The 16,409-nt window shown below is 49.6% G+C and carries 11 protein-coding genes; 2 read left to right on the forward strand and 9 right to left on the reverse strand.

Features of this window, described 5'->3' with window-relative positions; all coding sequences use genetic code 11:
* Both AC2215_RS00060 and AC2215_RS00065 read right to left on the reverse strand, forming a co-directional pair.
* A partial coding sequence (locus tag AC2215_RS00060; protein WP_486807899.1) for an ATP-binding protein occupies positions 1-3,956 on the reverse strand: 3,956 nt, incomplete at its 3' end.
* A gap of 324 nt (positions 3,957-4,280) precedes the next feature.
* Positions 4,281-5,765 carry a sensor histidine kinase gene (locus AC2215_RS00065; protein WP_486807900.1) on the reverse strand — a complete coding sequence of 495 codons (1,485 nt, stop codon included), beginning with the start codon at positions 5,763-5,765 and terminating at the stop codon, positions 4,281-4,283.
* On the opposite strand from AC2215_RS00065, the gene AC2215_RS00070 reads away from it, so the two are divergent.
* Both AC2215_RS00070 and AC2215_RS00075 read left to right on the forward strand, forming a co-directional pair.
* Positions 5,764-5,946, forward strand: a complete 183-nt coding sequence (locus AC2215_RS00070; RefSeq protein ID WP_486807901.1) for a hypothetical protein — start codon at positions 5,764-5,766, stop codon at positions 5,944-5,946. The two genes, AC2215_RS00065 and AC2215_RS00070, sit on opposite strands and share 2 nt — an antisense overlap.
* A 122-nt stretch (positions 5,947-6,068) precedes the next feature.
* Positions 6,069-8,078, forward strand: coding sequence for a glycoside hydrolase family 10-like protein (locus tag AC2215_RS00075; RefSeq protein WP_486807902.1), 2,010 nt, complete (start codon positions 6,069-6,071; stop codon positions 8,076-8,078).
* 323 nt (positions 8,079-8,401) lie between these two features.
* On the opposite strand, the gene AC2215_RS00080 is transcribed toward AC2215_RS00075, so the two are convergent.
* The 7 genes from AC2215_RS00080 to AC2215_RS00110 form a co-directional block, all read right to left on the reverse strand.
* Positions 8,402-9,940: a permuted SH3 domain-containing protein gene (locus AC2215_RS00080; protein WP_486807903.1), complete on the reverse strand. Its 1,539-nt coding sequence runs from the start codon at positions 9,938-9,940 to the stop codon at positions 8,402-8,404.
* A gap of 473 nt (positions 9,941-10,413) precedes the next feature.
* Positions 10,414-11,907 (reverse strand): right-handed parallel beta-helix repeat-containing protein, encoded by a 1,494-nt coding sequence (locus AC2215_RS00085; protein WP_486807904.1) that lies wholly within the window; start codon positions 11,905-11,907, stop codon positions 10,414-10,416.
* Positions 11,908-12,108: 201 nt separating this feature from the next.
* Positions 12,109-12,924, reverse strand: coding sequence for an acyl-ACP--UDP-N-acetylglucosamine O-acyltransferase (lpxA, locus tag AC2215_RS00090; RefSeq protein WP_486807905.1), 816 nt, complete (start codon positions 12,922-12,924; stop codon positions 12,109-12,111).
* Between the two features lie 299 nt (positions 12,925-13,223).
* Positions 13,224-13,721, reverse strand: coding sequence for a 3-hydroxyacyl-ACP dehydratase FabZ (gene fabZ, locus AC2215_RS00095; RefSeq protein ID WP_486807906.1), 498 nt, complete (start codon positions 13,719-13,721; stop codon positions 13,224-13,226).
* 73 nt (positions 13,722-13,794) lie between these two features.
* Positions 13,795-14,625: a UDP-3-O-acyl-N-acetylglucosamine deacetylase gene (lpxC, locus tag AC2215_RS00100; RefSeq protein WP_486807907.1), complete on the reverse strand. Its 831-nt coding sequence runs from the start codon at positions 14,623-14,625 to the stop codon at positions 13,795-13,797.
* A gap of 10 nt (positions 14,626-14,635) precedes the next feature.
* Positions 14,636-15,175, reverse strand: a complete 540-nt coding sequence (locus AC2215_RS00105) for a DUF456 domain-containing protein (RefSeq protein ID WP_486807908.1) — start codon at positions 15,173-15,175, stop codon at positions 14,636-14,638.
* A 214-nt stretch (positions 15,176-15,389) separates the two neighbouring features.
* Positions 15,390-16,247: a M48 family metalloprotease gene (locus tag AC2215_RS00110; protein WP_486807909.1), complete on the reverse strand. Its 858-nt coding sequence runs from the start codon at positions 16,245-16,247 to the stop codon at positions 15,390-15,392.
* Between the last annotated feature and the right edge of the window lie 162 nt (positions 16,248-16,409).

The following is a 16,409-nucleotide window of genomic DNA, read 5'->3' on the forward strand; positions in this document are numbered from 1 at the left end:
GTATCGATGGGATTGAGGGTTTGGACTGCGGCTTGGAAAATGGGTTGTAGTAAGTTGGGGTAGCGTTGCTCTAAATCGTCGGTTTTGGCTTTGGCACCCCAGCGTGCGTAACAGTAGTAGGCTTCTACCATGTAGGTTTGGGCCATTTTTTCTTTGCCCCAGTCAAGATAGAATTTGGCGGCGAGTTCGTTGGCGAGGGCTTCTTCTTGGATATATTCGTTTATGCGCGCTCCTGAAATGGCGCGATCGTAATTTTCAATAGCATCCGCCTTTTGACCCAGTACTCGATTGCACTCAGCTTCTATCAAGTAAAACTTGTGTTGATAATTCATCGGTGCACTATCGGTCCAATGCTTCATCTTGACCTGATGGAGCCTTACCTGTTCGAGAAGATGACTTGTCTCAATGCTGCTGTCCGCACTAGAGCATTGGGCTAATTTTACGAGGGCGTCATAGAAATAAAATCCGACGACTGAGAACGTGGCTACGACACCATCTAGATATTGTTCGGCGCACTTAGCATTGACAGATGCCTGCTCGTAATCCTGAAAAAGGTAACAGAGACTGAGCTTAGAAAGGTACAACAGGGCGAGGGTTAATCTATTGTTATCTCGCTCATGTAAACGGAGCATTTTTGTCTCATCATAGGCTTCACCTACGAGGCGACAAGGATGCTCGGCACGATTCAATAAATTGAGGATTGTCTGCTGTAAAAGATAGAGCTGATGGACAATATGTTCTTGTTGAAGTTGAGAGACCTTTGCACTATAGGCGAGACTCTCTTGTGAAAGACTATTAAGTTCTTTACCAACAAGCAGGCTGTTAAAACAATAGAACGAGGCTGAATATCCGACAAATTCAAAATCGCCTGACTCTAGAGCAACCTGATAGGCTTGTCGTAGGAAGCTTAAGCTTTCTCTGGCTGACTGTTGCCAAATATTGATGAAGGATCCTACTAATGTCAGCACTTTGGATTCAATCTCTTTGGCGTTAAATCGATTGACCAGATCTAGGGCGAATTGTCCAAATTGGAAACCAGACTCGATATCCCCCACCACACCGCAGAGAATAAATCCGTACATGGCATATCCAAATGCTGAGGAGGCGGTATTACCGAATTGGATCGATAAATTCACCATTTTCATCGTGATTATCGGCAATAATGTCGGACATGAGGTATAGGCAGGGGGCGCAATACTGGCTAAAATCCTCATGGCCGCCAATTGATGAGGAGCTTCCATTTCCGGCAGGTGTAATAGCGCGGCAATGGGGCGATTGGCTAAATGCCTTTGCGTTTCCTGTAAACATTGCTCAAAATCAGTTTGATTTGGCTGTTCCGGTAAATGAATGCTGTCATCAAGGCGACGTAGCACGGGAAGAGAAATTTGTATGGCTTCAAGCTGTTTAGCCTGAGCAATGTTGCTCTGAATTTGAGTGATATAGACGTTGACCCGATCGAGGAGTGTTTTGGCCTGTTGTAAGACCTCGGCAGCTAGTTTCTCTGCTTGTACAAAATCGGTATTGAGATAGGTTACCTCTGCTGATTCTTCATAAAGTGCTAGAGTCAAATCATAGGACCACTGCCAACTGTCTGGGATATTGTTTGCGTGACTATCTTTGCTTAAGATTCTTCTACCAATTTCACAATACTTGACGGCAGCGGCATAGGCGGTAGCTGCTTTTGCTTTACGGCTTGCCATTAAATTGAGGTGAGCTAGCTTATTTTGTTCTGCTAGAGTTTTAATCGATGCCATCCCAAAATTCAGTTGGTTAACAATTTCAAAAATCTGTTCGGTTTGTTCCTGCCCAGAGAGTTCCTGTAGTAATAATTGACCAATTTGCCAGTGAGTTAATTGTTTTTGGGTTTCAGGAATTAATGAATAAGCGGCTTGTTGAACGCGATCGTGCAAAAAACGATACGACGGATTGACGGTATGCGGTGTATCAGAATGCTCATTCTCTTCTGACTGGAAAAACTTATAGACTTGGCTCGTCGGCAAAATCAAGCCTTCTTGCAAGGTTTTCCACAATACGGTTGCCGCATCGGTGGGTGATTGTTCTGAGACGATCGCCAAGGTTGCTAAATCAAATTGATTTCCAACACAAGCCGCAAACTTCAGCACTTCTTGCGTTTCGGCTGGCAATTTCTGCAATTGCAGTGCCATAAATTCCACCACATCATCCGTGAGTGATAGCGCATTCACTTGAGAAATATCACATTCCCAATAGCAGCGATCGCGATCGAAGCGAATATAGCCATCTTCATGTAACGCTTTGAGAAACTGAGTCGTGAAAAAAGGATTACCTTGGGTTTTGCGATCGATTAATTTCGTCAGGGGTTGCGCCAGTTTGGTTGAACAATTCAGCGTATCTGAAATGAGATGATTGGTCTCGTCAAATGCTAGCGGTGCTAGGGTAATCGTGTTGACGATCGCACCTCTTTTTTTGATTTTTTCTACTGTCAAGATAAACGGATGAGCTGGCGACACTTCATTGTCACGATAGGCACTCAACATCAGCAAATAGCCATTGTCATTCATCAGCAGTTCGATTAACTGAAGTGAAGCCAAATCTGACCACTGTAAGTCATCTAAAAACAGCACCAACGGATGTTCTGCTGTTGTAAAGACTTCAATGAATTTCTGGAACAGTAAGTTAAATCGGTTTTGTGCCGCACTACCGGAGAGTTCGGGGGGGATCGGTTGTTTGCCAATCACCTGCTCCAATTCAGGAATCACCTCAATCAGAACCTGACCGTTTTCGCCCACAGCAGCCAGGATTTTGGTTTGCCATTGCGCCAATTGGACATCAGATTCGGAGAGCAATTGCCCCATCAAATCCCGCAAGGCTTGCACAAAGGCAGAGAGGGGAATATTACGATTGAATTGGTCGAATTTTCCTTTGATGAAATAGCCCCGCTGGCGCACAATTGGCTTATGGACTTCATTCACCACCGCCGTTTTACCAATGCCCGAAAATCCCGCCACTAGCATTAATTCTGAGGCTCCAGTGGAAACGCGATCGAACGCTTCTAGCAACGTTTGGACTTCCGTTTCCCGTCCGTAGAGTTTTTCGGGGATGGTGAAGCGATCGCAAATATCCCAATTTCCCAATTCAAACGGCTCGATATGCTGCGTCTCCTTCCATTGACATAAACATTTCTCTAAGTCGTACTTCAACCCCAACGCACTCTGATAGCGATCTTCGGCATTCTTTGCCATCAGTTTGAGAACGATCTGAAGAAGGGTATGGGGTGTGGGGTTTGGGGTGTAGGGGAATGTTGGAGATTTGGCGATGTGACAGTGGACTAACTCCATGGGGTCGTCACTTTGGAAGGGCAACTCTCCGCAGAGGAGTTCGTAAAAAGTGACCCCTAGAGAATAGAAGTCACTGCGGTAGTCGATACCGCGATTCATCCGTCCGGTTTGTTCCGGGGAGATGTATGCGAGGGTTCCCTCTAAGACGTTAGGATTGCTAATTTCTTGAGTTTCTTTGGGTAGGAGTGAGGAAATACTGAAGTCGATGAGTTTGATATGTTTGGTCTCGGGATGGATGAGGATGTTGGCGGGTTTGATGTCTTTATGAATGACTCGATGTCGAGCGAGTTGGTGGAGAATCTCGGTCAGTTGGAGGGCGATACTGAGGAAATCGACAATCTCCCACGATCCTTGTTTCCATGCTTCGAGAGAAATATAACCATCATCTGGCATCACTAAAGCGTAACCGTTGCCATGAGTTAAAAGCACCAGGGGTTGGACGATTCCCGCTAAATCTAAGTTTTTGGCAATCGTATATTGGTTGCGAAACTGCACCAGTTCGCTGAAAGTGGGGTATTCGTTGCGCAGAAATTTGATGACGACGGGTTGGCTATTCGTGATGCGAGTGCCGCGATACACAACCGTGCGAGTGCCTTGGTAGACCATTTCGCCAAGGTGATAGCCGGGAAGAGTCATCATCGTCGTGTTGAGATAGATTGCCTTCTTCCAATGTGGCTTTTACGATCGCACCCTACATTGATTTAAATCACAACTAAAATGTTAAGTCCGATCGCCAAAACCGATAAAACTCGATTGGGGTGAGAATACTTCTATAGACTGGGGACAAGGATTTAGTCAGTAGAGTTGTTGGGAAATAAGGGCGATCGCCCATTCACATATTCACATCAGTTCAGTGGGCACCCATACAGTTCGCGATGTAATGAAAAGTGACGAAGCTAAAGTTGCGAATATTGCGAATATTGTGTCGTCCAACATCCTCGCAATGACCACATATTTTTGCCCTTATCGATCGCCCACCGACTGAGCACTCGATACACTCGATCGTATGGGTAGAGTCACCACAAACTCTGTACCCTGTCCGACGGTAGAATAGCAGTCCAATGTACCCTCATGAAGGCTAGTAATAATTTTATGACTAACGGATAAGCCTAAACCAGTGCCCTTCCCTACAGGTTTAGTCGTGAAGAAAGGATCGAAAATTTTAGTGATAATTTCCTCTGAAATGCCCAAGCCATTATCAGCTATAGAAATCACTATAGCTTTTCGGGAATTCATCTCTCTTTTTAAATAAGTTTTAACCCGAATTTTATTATCTTTTTTAAAGATTGCCTCTGGACTATTTTTTTGATGTGCTTCTTCTAAAGCATCCAGTGCATTATTCAGAAGATTTAAAAACACTTGGTTCAGTTTTCCTGGAGAGCAATAAATATGAGGGAATTCTCCATAATCTTTCATAACTTTGACTCCAGAATTTCTATCGAGCGAGTGAATGCGATTTTGCAGAATCATCAATGCAGATTCTAAACCTTCGTGAATATCCACAACTTTATAAGTTGATTCATCTAATCGCGAGAAATTACGACAAGATTTAACAATATCACCAATCCGCTGGGAACCGACCTGCATCGACTGAAGTAGTTTTTTTATATCTGTTTGAATAAATTCAAGATCTAGCGATTCAATTTCCTCCTGAATGATGTCACTAGGATGAGGATATTCTTGCTGATACAGTTGAATAATTTTTAATAAGTCATCATAGTATTGACTGGCATAAACTAGATTTCCATGAATAAAGCTAATCGGATTATTAATTTCATGAGCAATTCCAGCAACCATGTGCCCCACGCTCGACATTTTTTCAGCCTGAATGAGTTGAGCCTGAGTGCGCTTTAACTGGATCAGCGTTTCTTCCAAGCGCAGATTCTGCTGTTTGAGTTCGCGTTCGGTAAGCTGTCGTTCGATTTCCGCCGCAGAGCGAGCTGCAAAAATTTTCAGGATAGCTTCTTGCTCCTCATGGCTGCGATTCAAGGGTTGAGTATGCAAACCTGCAAGATGTCCGATCGTCTTCCCTTGGCTATCGCAAATGGCAATTCCCAAGTAACTTTCTGCCTCCAGTGTCACTAAGTCTGCGTCTTCCGGGAATTGTTTTTGAATCCGACTGTCGTAGATTTGCAATCCGTTGTCGATGACTAAACCACAGGGAGTTCCTGCGAGGATATAGTCGAAATTCGGTCCAAAATCATCTCCGGCCCAAAATGCCAAGACGTTTGCTTTTGGCTCTTCCCCATCGACAAATTCAGCAATGAGCGCATACTTAATGTGGAGCAATTCTGCGAGATAACGAACGCAAACGCGAAAAAATTCTTCTCCAATTTGAGAAGCGATCCCTTCAACAATTAACTTGAGATCGGCTTCCCAATGACGTTGCTCTGAGATCGGACGTTGAGTTGGGTCGACTGAATTCGATCGATGAGATAAAGCATTCATGGAAATCAACAAGAATACTGGGCGATTGATGATGCGACGACTTTCTTTTACTGTGGCTGTTTCGATCGCACCGATGATTGATTTAAATCACAACATTTGCCAAAATTTACACTCGACCGAGCCGGACTTGCTGGATTTCCTCACCTTCAAGATTTTCTCCTCAAGTGCGATCGGCATCTGAGAGCGAACTCCGCAGAAGAGTATGTCACAATCGAAAAGAGATCGACCTCTCTTGCTGTCAGCGAACCCAAAACAACCGCCGACAAGAGAAATGCGATCGATTGCTCCTTTACGCACACAGCAATGGTATCTAGCTCTTCAACCTTTAGCGATCTCGGCGACAATTGGGCGAAGCCATTTATCGAACGCTTGGCGCAATTGGGTATTATCAGCGGCTTCCCCGACGGTCGTTTTCGCCCGGAAGAGTCCATGACTCGCGCCCAATTTTCTGCGGTTCTCACCAAAGCCTTTAACTTGCCTCGAACTCGTTATGCGGTGAGTTTTAGCGATGTCCCCGCAACTCACTGGGGGACGAGTGCGATTCGCAAGGCTTACGAGATGGGCTTTCTTTCCGGTTATCCGGGGAATCGCTTTGCCCCCGACCAAAAAATTCCCAAGGTACAGATTATCGTGTCTTTAGTGGCGGGATTGGGGATTCGCGGCGATACGCCGGCGTTGAATCGATATTATGCAGATTCAGAGCAGATTCCCGGTTACGCCACCAGTCGGATCGCGATCGCCTCTAACAATCGGATGGTGGTGAATCATCCCGATGTGGAGATTTTTCGCCCCAACGACCCCGCCACCCGGGCCGAAGTTGCGGCATTGGTGTATCAGGCTTTGGTTTATCTCGGTCGGGCCGATGCGGTCTCTTCTCCTTATATTGTCACCAATCCGCAATCCCCCGGAACCATCGAGATGTTACCCCAAGTCTCCGTGAGTCACCAACGGGAAATGCGGGGGGTTTGGATTGCTGCGGTGTGGAATATCAACTGGCCCTCGCGTCGGGATTTAACCACCTATCGGCAAAAGCTGCAATTGACTGAGATTCTCGACGTCATGCAGGAGTTGAATCTCAATGCGTTGTTTTTCCAGATTCGCCCGGAAGGGGACGCGCTTTACGAGTCCCAACTCGAACCCTGGAGTGCCTGGCTGACGGGAACCCAAGGCAAGCCCCCCGATCCTTATTACGATCCGTTGGCGTTTGCGATCGAAGAATGCCACAAACGCAATATCGAACTCCACGCCTGGCTCAACCCCTATCGCGCCCGCACCTCGGCCGCCGTCTCCACACCGGTTCCCCCTCACATGGAAGCCGTTCACCCGGAATACGTCGTCACCTACGGCAATTTGCTGTGGATGGACCCCGGCGATATACCGGTGCAAGAGCGGACCTATAACGTGATTATGGATGTGACGCGCCGCTACGATGTGGATGGCATTCACCTCGATGATTATTTCTATCCCTATCCGATTTCAGGAAAGCCGTTTCCCGATTACTATCCCTATTCCGAATATCTCGATGCGGGGGGAACGCTGTCTCTCAACGATTGGCGGCGAGATAACGTTAACCGGATGGTTGAGCGCCTCTATCGGGGAATTAAAGCTGAAAAACCCTACGTCAAGTTCGGTATCAGTCCCTTCGGTATCTATCGTCCCGGACAGCCACCGGGAATTTTTGGTTTAGACCAGTACAACCAGCTTTTTGCCGACCCCCTCAAGTGGATGCGGGAAGGATGGGTGGATTATCTGGCCCCCCAACTCTACTGGCGCATCGACCAAACGGAGCAAAGTTACCCGAAGCTACTCGAATGGTGGGTGGAGAGTCGCAATAACCCGAAAAGTCGGCATATCTACTCGGGGAACAATCTGGTCAAATTGGGCGAACCGGGATGGACGATTGCCGAATTTGAGGAGCAAATTGCCATGAGTCGCGATTTAGCCTCTCGCCAGTCTCTGGGGAATATTTTCTATCACGTCAATCCCCTACTGGAGAATCGTGCGGGGATTAACGATCGCTTCAAACGGGATATCTACACCGAACCCGCACTGGTGCCGACGGTTCCCTGGATCGATTCGGTTCCACCCCCCCCACCGACGAACGTGCGCACCAGCAACCGCCAACTGAGTTGGAGCAAACCGTCGCGGGACGTTCGCTCTTGGACGCTGTATCAGAAACTCGGTAGTACTTGGAAGTTGGTGAATATTCTCCCCGAACCGACCCGACAACTAACGCTACCCTCGGGAACCTACGCACTGTGTTCGGTGGATCGATTGGCGAATGAAAGTAAGGGAATTCAGGTGACGATTTAGGAATTGGGAGTCACGCTTCGGTGCGACTTATCGCAGTTCGCGCCGGTATCGTTACACATTTTCAGTCATGGGGAATCGGGGATGGGGAAGCTTGCTGCAACTGACCGATTGTCAATTTCCAACGATCCATTATCCATTACCCACCCTGACCCAAAACAAACCTGAGTTACGACATTTGGCGGATGATTTTCGATCGATATTGGTGGTTTAATAGTAAGCCTAGGTAGAAGTACAAACTGATTCATTTATCTCCCCACTTTTCTGCTTGAGGTGGGGGTTTTCTTTTTTAGAGAGCCGATAGCGGAACTGACCTACTTTCATTTTCAACGATCGACGATAGATTGTCCATTTTCCAGGAGCGTATCGATGGGGGGAACGGCAATGCGATCGCCGGCTTGAATGCCGGAGGTGACTTCCACTTGGGTTAAATCTTCCAAGCCAATTTGAATCGGTTGCGATTGCACTCGGTTCGATTCGTCTACCAACCACACAAAAGGATCGGTATCGAGGTTTTGAATCGCTTCGTTTCTCAACACTACGACGTTTTCTCGCTGTTCCAAGATAATCTCTACATTTACCGGACTGCCGGGAATTAGAGTCTGGCTGGGGGTCTTCAGTTGAACGGTGGCGCTCACTTTTGCCTGACCGGACTCTCCCCCTCGATTCCGGCCGCCGCCTTGCAACTCCTGAGGTATTGCTAACAAGCTCATTTGCGTCACCCGACCTTCCATGATGTCATCATCGGGACCGATAATCGAAACCCGCGCGGGCAAACCGCTTTCGACGCGATTTGCATCGAGAGTAGAGAGGGCCAAGGTCACGATTTGGATGCTGGGATCGCCGAGTGCCAGTAACTCCGCTTCGATTCGCACCACATCTTGTCGGGTGACCATCACATCCAAAATTTGACCGGCGGTGGGGGCTGCAACGATACTTTCTTGCAATTCGCGCTCGACTTGTTGGGTAGTCACTTGCTGTTGTTGCAGGGCGTTGGCAGCGCGATCGACATTAGCGATCGCTTGCTGTTGTTGCGATCGGGCATTGCGCAACCCATTCTCTGCTTGTTGAATGTCCGCCAGAATGCGCTCGTTTTCCAGGGCAATATCCGCTTCGAGTCGGGTGACTTCCGCTTGCAGGCGTTGTAACTCCAACTGTGACGTTTCCACTCGAACTTGGGCTTCGCGCAGTTGCGATCTCGCCTCGTCTACAGCCCGTTCCTGGCGGCGAAATTCGTTCGGGGCAATAAATCCTTCATCGAGTAAATTTTGCTCTTCTGCGAGGATTTCGAGTTCGGTATCGAGGGTTTTTCGGGCTTCGTTCACCTTGGCGCGAGCGTTATCGAGGTTCAGTTGTTGGGTTTGAATCTCTAGCTGTTGGATTTCGAGTTGGGAGCGATCGGCACTGGGTTGGTTTAGGAGTCGATCGCGCTCGATTTGGGCCGCCCCCACCCCATCCTGGGCAATAGCGAGGGCTTCTCGACTGGCTTCGAGGGCGAGTTCGGCTTGTTGAACTTCCAGGAGGCTTTGAGTGAGTTTGGTTTCCTGTTCGGGATCGCGCAAGATCGCCACCGCTTCCCCAGCCGAGACGCGATCGCCCACTTTTACGAACACGTCATCGACGGTACTGTCGCGAGGTGCTTTGAGGATTTGTTGGTTCCCCAGTTCCACCGTCCCGCTTTCGTTAATCGTTTCCTCGATCGTTCCCCGTTTTACTTCCAGGATTTCCACTTCCACCGCCGCAGCGTCTTCCCCCAGGGTTCGACCGTAAATCGCCCAACCGCCAACACTCACCGCTGCCAGTAGCGCCGATCCGACTAACCATCGAAGACCGCTTTTGTACTGTGGATTTTCCCAAGATTTCACGGGCAATCTCTTATGTATCGCTATCGCCAGGAGTATTTTAACGTCAGTTTTGGATCGGACTGTTTCAGGGGAGCGTGGGGAACGGGGAATGGGGAATGGGGAATGGGGAATGGGGAATGGAGTGCTTTGGTTTCTATCAAGGAGATGTACCCCAGTTGTCAGCCTGGTTGAAGGAGATGTACCCCAGTTGTCAGCCTGGTTGACTGAAAAAAGTGCTCCCCGGAAGTCTTCAAACCTAGATGGGGTAGAGAATGGAGAGAATTGACAACTGTTAGCTTCAATAATTCATGGTGACTGATTCGTCGCGTTCAATTTCACAGCCATCGCGATCGAGACCCGGTTATGGCATCACGTAAACAACATTTTCAACGAAGCGATCGCCTAGAATTCACCGTACAGACCTACCAGTACGCTACCGCATAAGTTTTATCAGTCAACCAGATATAACGCCTGCTGTCGGGGGCTTCCTCAACTCAAAAAATCGGTGGGGGAAAATTAGCCAGCCACCAGAAATCTTGTTCGGCAGTTGCCCCGAACGCACCGAGATCGGGGTTTGCTCCCATTCCCGTCCCGATCGCGGGCGAATTATTTTGTAAGAGAAAGTTGCCCAGGGATGGTGTTTTATAGAGCGGATCGCCTTCGATCGCATTCTCGCCATTTGTCGAATACACGTCATCTTTTGCCCATTCCTCGAGACGAACGGGATAGGTCACGGTTTCGGTTTGATAAACTAAATTATTTTCGATGTGAATATTTCGGGAGTACAGGTCTCCGTTATAATCGCCGCTATAGCCAATTTGAAAGGACTTGTTTTGACTGAAAATATTATTGAAAATTTCTACATTTTCTAGATTTGTCGTATACAGATACAACCCACCGGTAAGCCAATAGGTAGGTTCTCCTTTCCCATAGCCGTTTCGATCGACCGTGTTGTTATAAATTTGGATATTCGTTCGCCGTCGATCTTTTCCCCATCTGGATAAAAAGATACCCGTGGCGCGATTGTTATACACTAAGTTGTGATGAATGCGAATGTTATCGGCTAGGGGTCCATCTTCGGCGGAAACTGCAATTCCCGTTTCGCAATCGGATACGACATTATCATAGACTTCGATATCTTCAAGCAGACCAAAATAGGAATCGACATACAGTCCTTGACGACGTAAGTGATGGGTGTAGTTGTGATGAACGATACCCCGCGCGCAGGTTTCCTTGCAGTCAATTCCTTCTTTTTGGCAATAACAGATGTGGTTATATGCCACTTCAAAATCGATGGCACCACCGAGGGTAATTGCTTCGTGAGGTCCGACGTTTTTCCGATGCGGATATCCTTCCCAATCGAGTCTCATTTCTAACGTATTAGCATTGACGATCGTATTGCCAATAATTTTGCAATGGGCGCAGTTCGTCCACACCGCAATCCCCGAAGAATACGTATTAACTGTCGTATTATTATAAAATTGAATATGATTGCTATTTCTAACAGTAAATCCAGCGCTGTGAGAATTTTTAAGCGTTAAGTGTTGAATGCGAACATAAGCCGTTCCTTCGATTTGAAATGCACCCTGGTCGTGAGGAAAAGGGGGTTCTCCTTCTGGCGGTTCAACGTATAAGTTTTGAGCGTCGATCGTCGCGATTTCTCCTGGATAAGCCCGATAGGTTATCCATCGATCGGGGGTGCCCATATTTCGGAGGCGAATTTGTTGGGAAATGGCATAGGTTCCCCCGCGAATGTAGACGGTTTGACCCGCTTCTAAAGTATCGGCCGCTTTCTGGATGGTTGCCCAAGGTCGATCGAGGGTTCCGGGGTTTGAGTCTCGTCCTTGGGGGGCGACGTAATAGACGTTTGGTGGGTGATTTTCCGACTCCATTGCCCGAGACTGGCGATCGAAGAAAATAGAAGCGATCGCACTGGTTCCAGCAACTTGAAGAAACCGACGGCGATGGGTCCAAAACGCATTATTCATCGCAAGCCATCCCGATTCAATCGAAAAGAGTCCCTACATTTTAGCTCACCTATCGTCGGAAACCTCCTTGAATACTGGCTTTCAGTCTGATAGCTAGGGGAATGGGGGAGAGAATTAAAAATTAAAAATTAAAAATGCAAAATGGGGAATGGGGAATGGGGAAGAATTGTCCTCTACACGACAATCCTCGAAACCCCAAACCTAATCCCTTCCACGACTCGATCGCTTCCCTGCAGTGGGGCCGCGCCGTCCGAGACCGATCGAAGCTTGCAAGAACTGGTGCAAGTGCTGTAAATGTTCGCTGGGGGGCAACAATTCAAACTGGCTTAGGGCTTTTTCGAGGGGCAAACCCGATCGATACAGGAGGCGGAAGGCTTTTTTGAGACCGGCAAATACCTGACCGTCGTCGAGTTCGGCGACACCCGCTCGTTTCAAGCCGATGAGGTTGAGCGATCTCACCCGGCAGGGATTGCCTTCGACGAGCATATAGGGGGGGACATCGCGATCGATGCGACTCATACCTCCCACCATCGCCATGCAACCGATACGCACGAATTGATGAATGCCCAACATTCCCCCCAGCCGCGCCCCGGATTCGATGTGGACGTGACCGGCCAAGGCGACGGAGTTGGTGATAATCGCTCGGTCTTCGATGGTACAGTTGTGGGCAACGTGAACGTAGGCCATCAACATGGTCTGGTTACCGATAATGGTGGCTTCGTCTTCTCCAGTGGCGCGGTTGATGGTGACGTACTCGCGAATCAGGTTATCGTTACCGATTTTTACCCAACTGGCAGCTCCTTTATACTTTAAATCCTGGGGTTCGAGACCGATCGCCGCCCCCGGAAAAATACGATTGCGATCGCCAATTTCTGTATGACCGTCGATAACGACGTGAGCGCCGACGGTCGTCTCTCGACCGATTTTGACATGTTCGCCGATGATGGCATAGGGTCCGACTTCTACGGTGGAGTGAAGTTGAGCGCCGGGATGAACCTGGGCGGTGGGGTGAATCATAAATTCTGTTATGAGTAACCAGTAAATAGCGATCGCGTCAAAAACGCGCGGCACCCGACAAAGCAGGAAATATTCCCTTGAAAGTCTTCATCTTTGTTGGAGGTCGTTCGATCTCCGGTGCAAGTTTCTCAAACGCCATCAGCGCTGACAAGGTACGTCGTATCCGACAAACAACCCCTACAAACAATATAGAAAGATCTGCCAGGGGATCGACTCTTAGACTACAAGTCTTCAAGAAAAATTGAGCCTTGAAATGTTTGCGTGCCGCTTTCGAGGCGATCGCCTCAGCGATTTAACCCTTAATTATCCAGCAAGGAGAAGAGTAACTCTCCTTCGGCCGCGCGCTGTCCGTCGACTTCTGCGTAACCCTGTATTTTCCCGAACCGACTTTTCACCCGCAATACCTCCGCCGTGAGGATGAGTTGGTCGCCGGGAACCACGGGACGGCGAAAGCGCACTTTATCGATGCCCGCAAAAATAAATAACCCATCGGGAAGGTTAGGCATTTGCGTCATAATGATTCCCCCCACTTGGGCCATGGCTTCCACAATCATCACCCCCGGCATCAGCGGTCGTCCGGGAAAATGCCCTTGGAAATGGGGTTCGTTGAAGGTGACGTTTTTTAGACCGACTGCCCGTTTGCTGGGAACGTATTCGATAATTCGATCGACGAGAGCGAAGGGATAGCGGTGGGGGAGCAGCTTGTGAATTTCTTCGACGGATAAAATCGTTGGCGTGTTGTCGGCCGCGGTGGATTCGGACTCGACGGAGGGTTTGGGTTCGGTGGCTGTAGACATAGTGCGGTGTTTGGGATGGGCTGGCGCTTCAAATCTCCTGTCAAATTTCCCGAGGTTGCCCCGTTGCTCACCCCTAACGTTCGGATAAATGCGATTGCAGTTGCCGCGCGAATTGGGTATGCAAGCTGTGGCTGGCTTTGTAGGCGATGAAGTGCGCGAGAGGGATTGACCCCAGCAAACTGAGATCCCCTACTAAGTCTAAAATTTTATGACGGACGGGTTCATTTGCAAATCTTAAGGGGGGATTCAACCAGCGATCGCCGTCGCAAACGAGGGCGTTTTCTAAGCTGCCTCCTTTAATCAAACCGGCCCCGCGCAAGTATTCCACTTGATGGGCTAAGCCAAAGGTGCGCGCTGGGGCAATGGCGGTGGCAAAGTCTTCGCGATCGGGAGACCAACTGTGCCATTGATTGCCGATGGCTTTCGACTCGAAGTCGATGCCGTAGCTAAATCGCAATTCTGGGGAGGGTAGGGCGGCGACGAAGGCATCTCCGTCATAAAGCCAGAGGGGGAACTCGATGGGCTTTCCCAAAGCCAGACGGGTGTCTTCTGTGGCGGATATCGAGGCTTGAATGACTTCTACCCAGTCTTGAGCCGAACCATCGAGTAGGGGGACTTCTCCCCCATCGATTTCAACTCTGGCATCTTCAACACCCGTTCCCGCTAAAGCGGCCAGGAGATGTTCGACGGTACGGACTTTGGCATTTTCGGTGACGAGTTCGGTGCAAAGCTGAGTTTGACGAACGGTATCGAGGGTTGCCGGGACGATCGGGGTCTCGGGTAAATCGACGCGGACGAAGTAGCGCCCGTCGCCGGGGTTCCCGGGGAGGACTCGCACCCGCGCGGTTTCTCCCGAATGCAGTCCGATGCCGGATTTTTCGATGGGGGTGGCAAGAGTTGGCATATCTGCGTTCTCAAGAAATCCCTAAGGGCGGCCAAGTGCTGAAAATAAAGACGGCGATCGCTGCCATCGCCAGTAGGGCCTCGATAACATTGCCGATTATCGACCCCACCACAATCCCCAAACAGGCTTTGAACGCTTGCTTCGTCCTCGCACCGCCATTCAAATCCTTTCGATACAGCCACTCACCGACAAATGCCCCCACCACCGGTCCGAAAAGCAGTCCTAGAAGCGGTCCGCCGAAGGGTAGCGCTGGCAGCAATCCCAGCACCCCCAGCACCAACCCGAAAATCGAGCCGAAGGTCGCCCATTTACTCGCCCCCGCCTGCTGGATGCCCCAATAGGCTGCGAGATAGTCCACCCCCGCACTCAAAATCAAAATAACGAAGACTGCAACGATGGGCAACCCGATCCCGGCAAAACCCGTCGCCACGCACCAAGCCAGAACGGAGACGAGAATGAGGCTGGTTCCGGGCAATCCAGGAACGATCGCCCCAATGACGCCAACTCCCATCAAACCGAGCAAAATCCAATAAAATACCGTCAAGTTCATCGTTCGTTGCTTTTTTCTAAAATTTGGATAAGACTATTTCGGGTGAGGGTGGGGAATGGGGAATGGGGAATGGGGAATAGCTCGAAAAAGCCACAGTCAGATCGGGATTTTAGCTTCTCATACACATCAGGCGTAAATTAAAAATGAATGAGAGAGACCGAATCGATCGATTCCTTCCAAATTTCCCCCTTAACCCTTTTCCAGCAGAAGTCCATTAACGTCCCAAGCGGGGTCTCACAACTTGGGCAAATCGATCGCGTCCGTCTTCGAGACTGGGGGGAATGCCGTTCGGGTAAACTTGGGCAATTCTGCTTTCGAGTTGTGCCACCCGGTTCCCCGGATCGGGATGAGTACTCATAAACTCCGGCGGTTGCGCCCCTCCTCCTCGCGCTTCACCCAAAATCTTCATTAATTCGACAATGCCGCGCGGATCGTATCCGGCATCGGTCATAAAAACAAATCCGAGGCGATCGCTCTCCAACTCGTCCTCCCGCCCGTATTTGAGGTTCACCATCTGATTCACCGCCTGGGCGAGAATGGCGGCGCGACGGCCATCGTTGGGATTATCGCTGGCGGCAATGCCCACTGCATTCACCAGGGCCGCCCCCAACTGCTGGCGGGCGAGGTGTTCCGCCCCGTGTCGCCCGACGACGTGCCCCACTTCATGCCCCAAGACCCCTGCCAATTGCGCTTCAGAACTCAAACGGTTCAATAGGGCCGCCGTGATGAAAACCTGACCGCCGGGGAGGGCAAAGGCATTAATCGTTTGGGGATCGCGCAGGAGGTGGAATTCGTAGGGGTAATTCAGAGTATCGGCATCGGACTGGACGACCACCCGATTACCGACGCGATCGATATAGTCTTGCAGGGTTTGGTCCGGGTACAATCCCCCGTGTTGGGCGGCGAGTTGGTCTCGCGACTGCCGCCCCAAGGCAATTTCTTGACGGGCAGAGAGTTGCACGCGCTGCTTCTCTCCAGTGAGGGGGTTTTCCGAGACGTTGCCGTAATAGTTGAACAGACCGAAGAGGGCGAATGCCAGGCCGATCGCCAACCGAACGATGAGCTTGCGCATAAGGGATCTTTCCTGCGTATGGCAGAGTTATGGGTCAGATATTATCACAATTGGGATTGGGGTGTGGGGATGTGGGGACGTGGGGATGGGGAGACGCGGGGACGCGGGGATGTGGGGAGGAGGTTAAATTATGGTTTTTCCGAGTTCCCAGCTTTGCTCTTC

This window comes from Zarconia sp. (genome assembly GCF_057467645.1).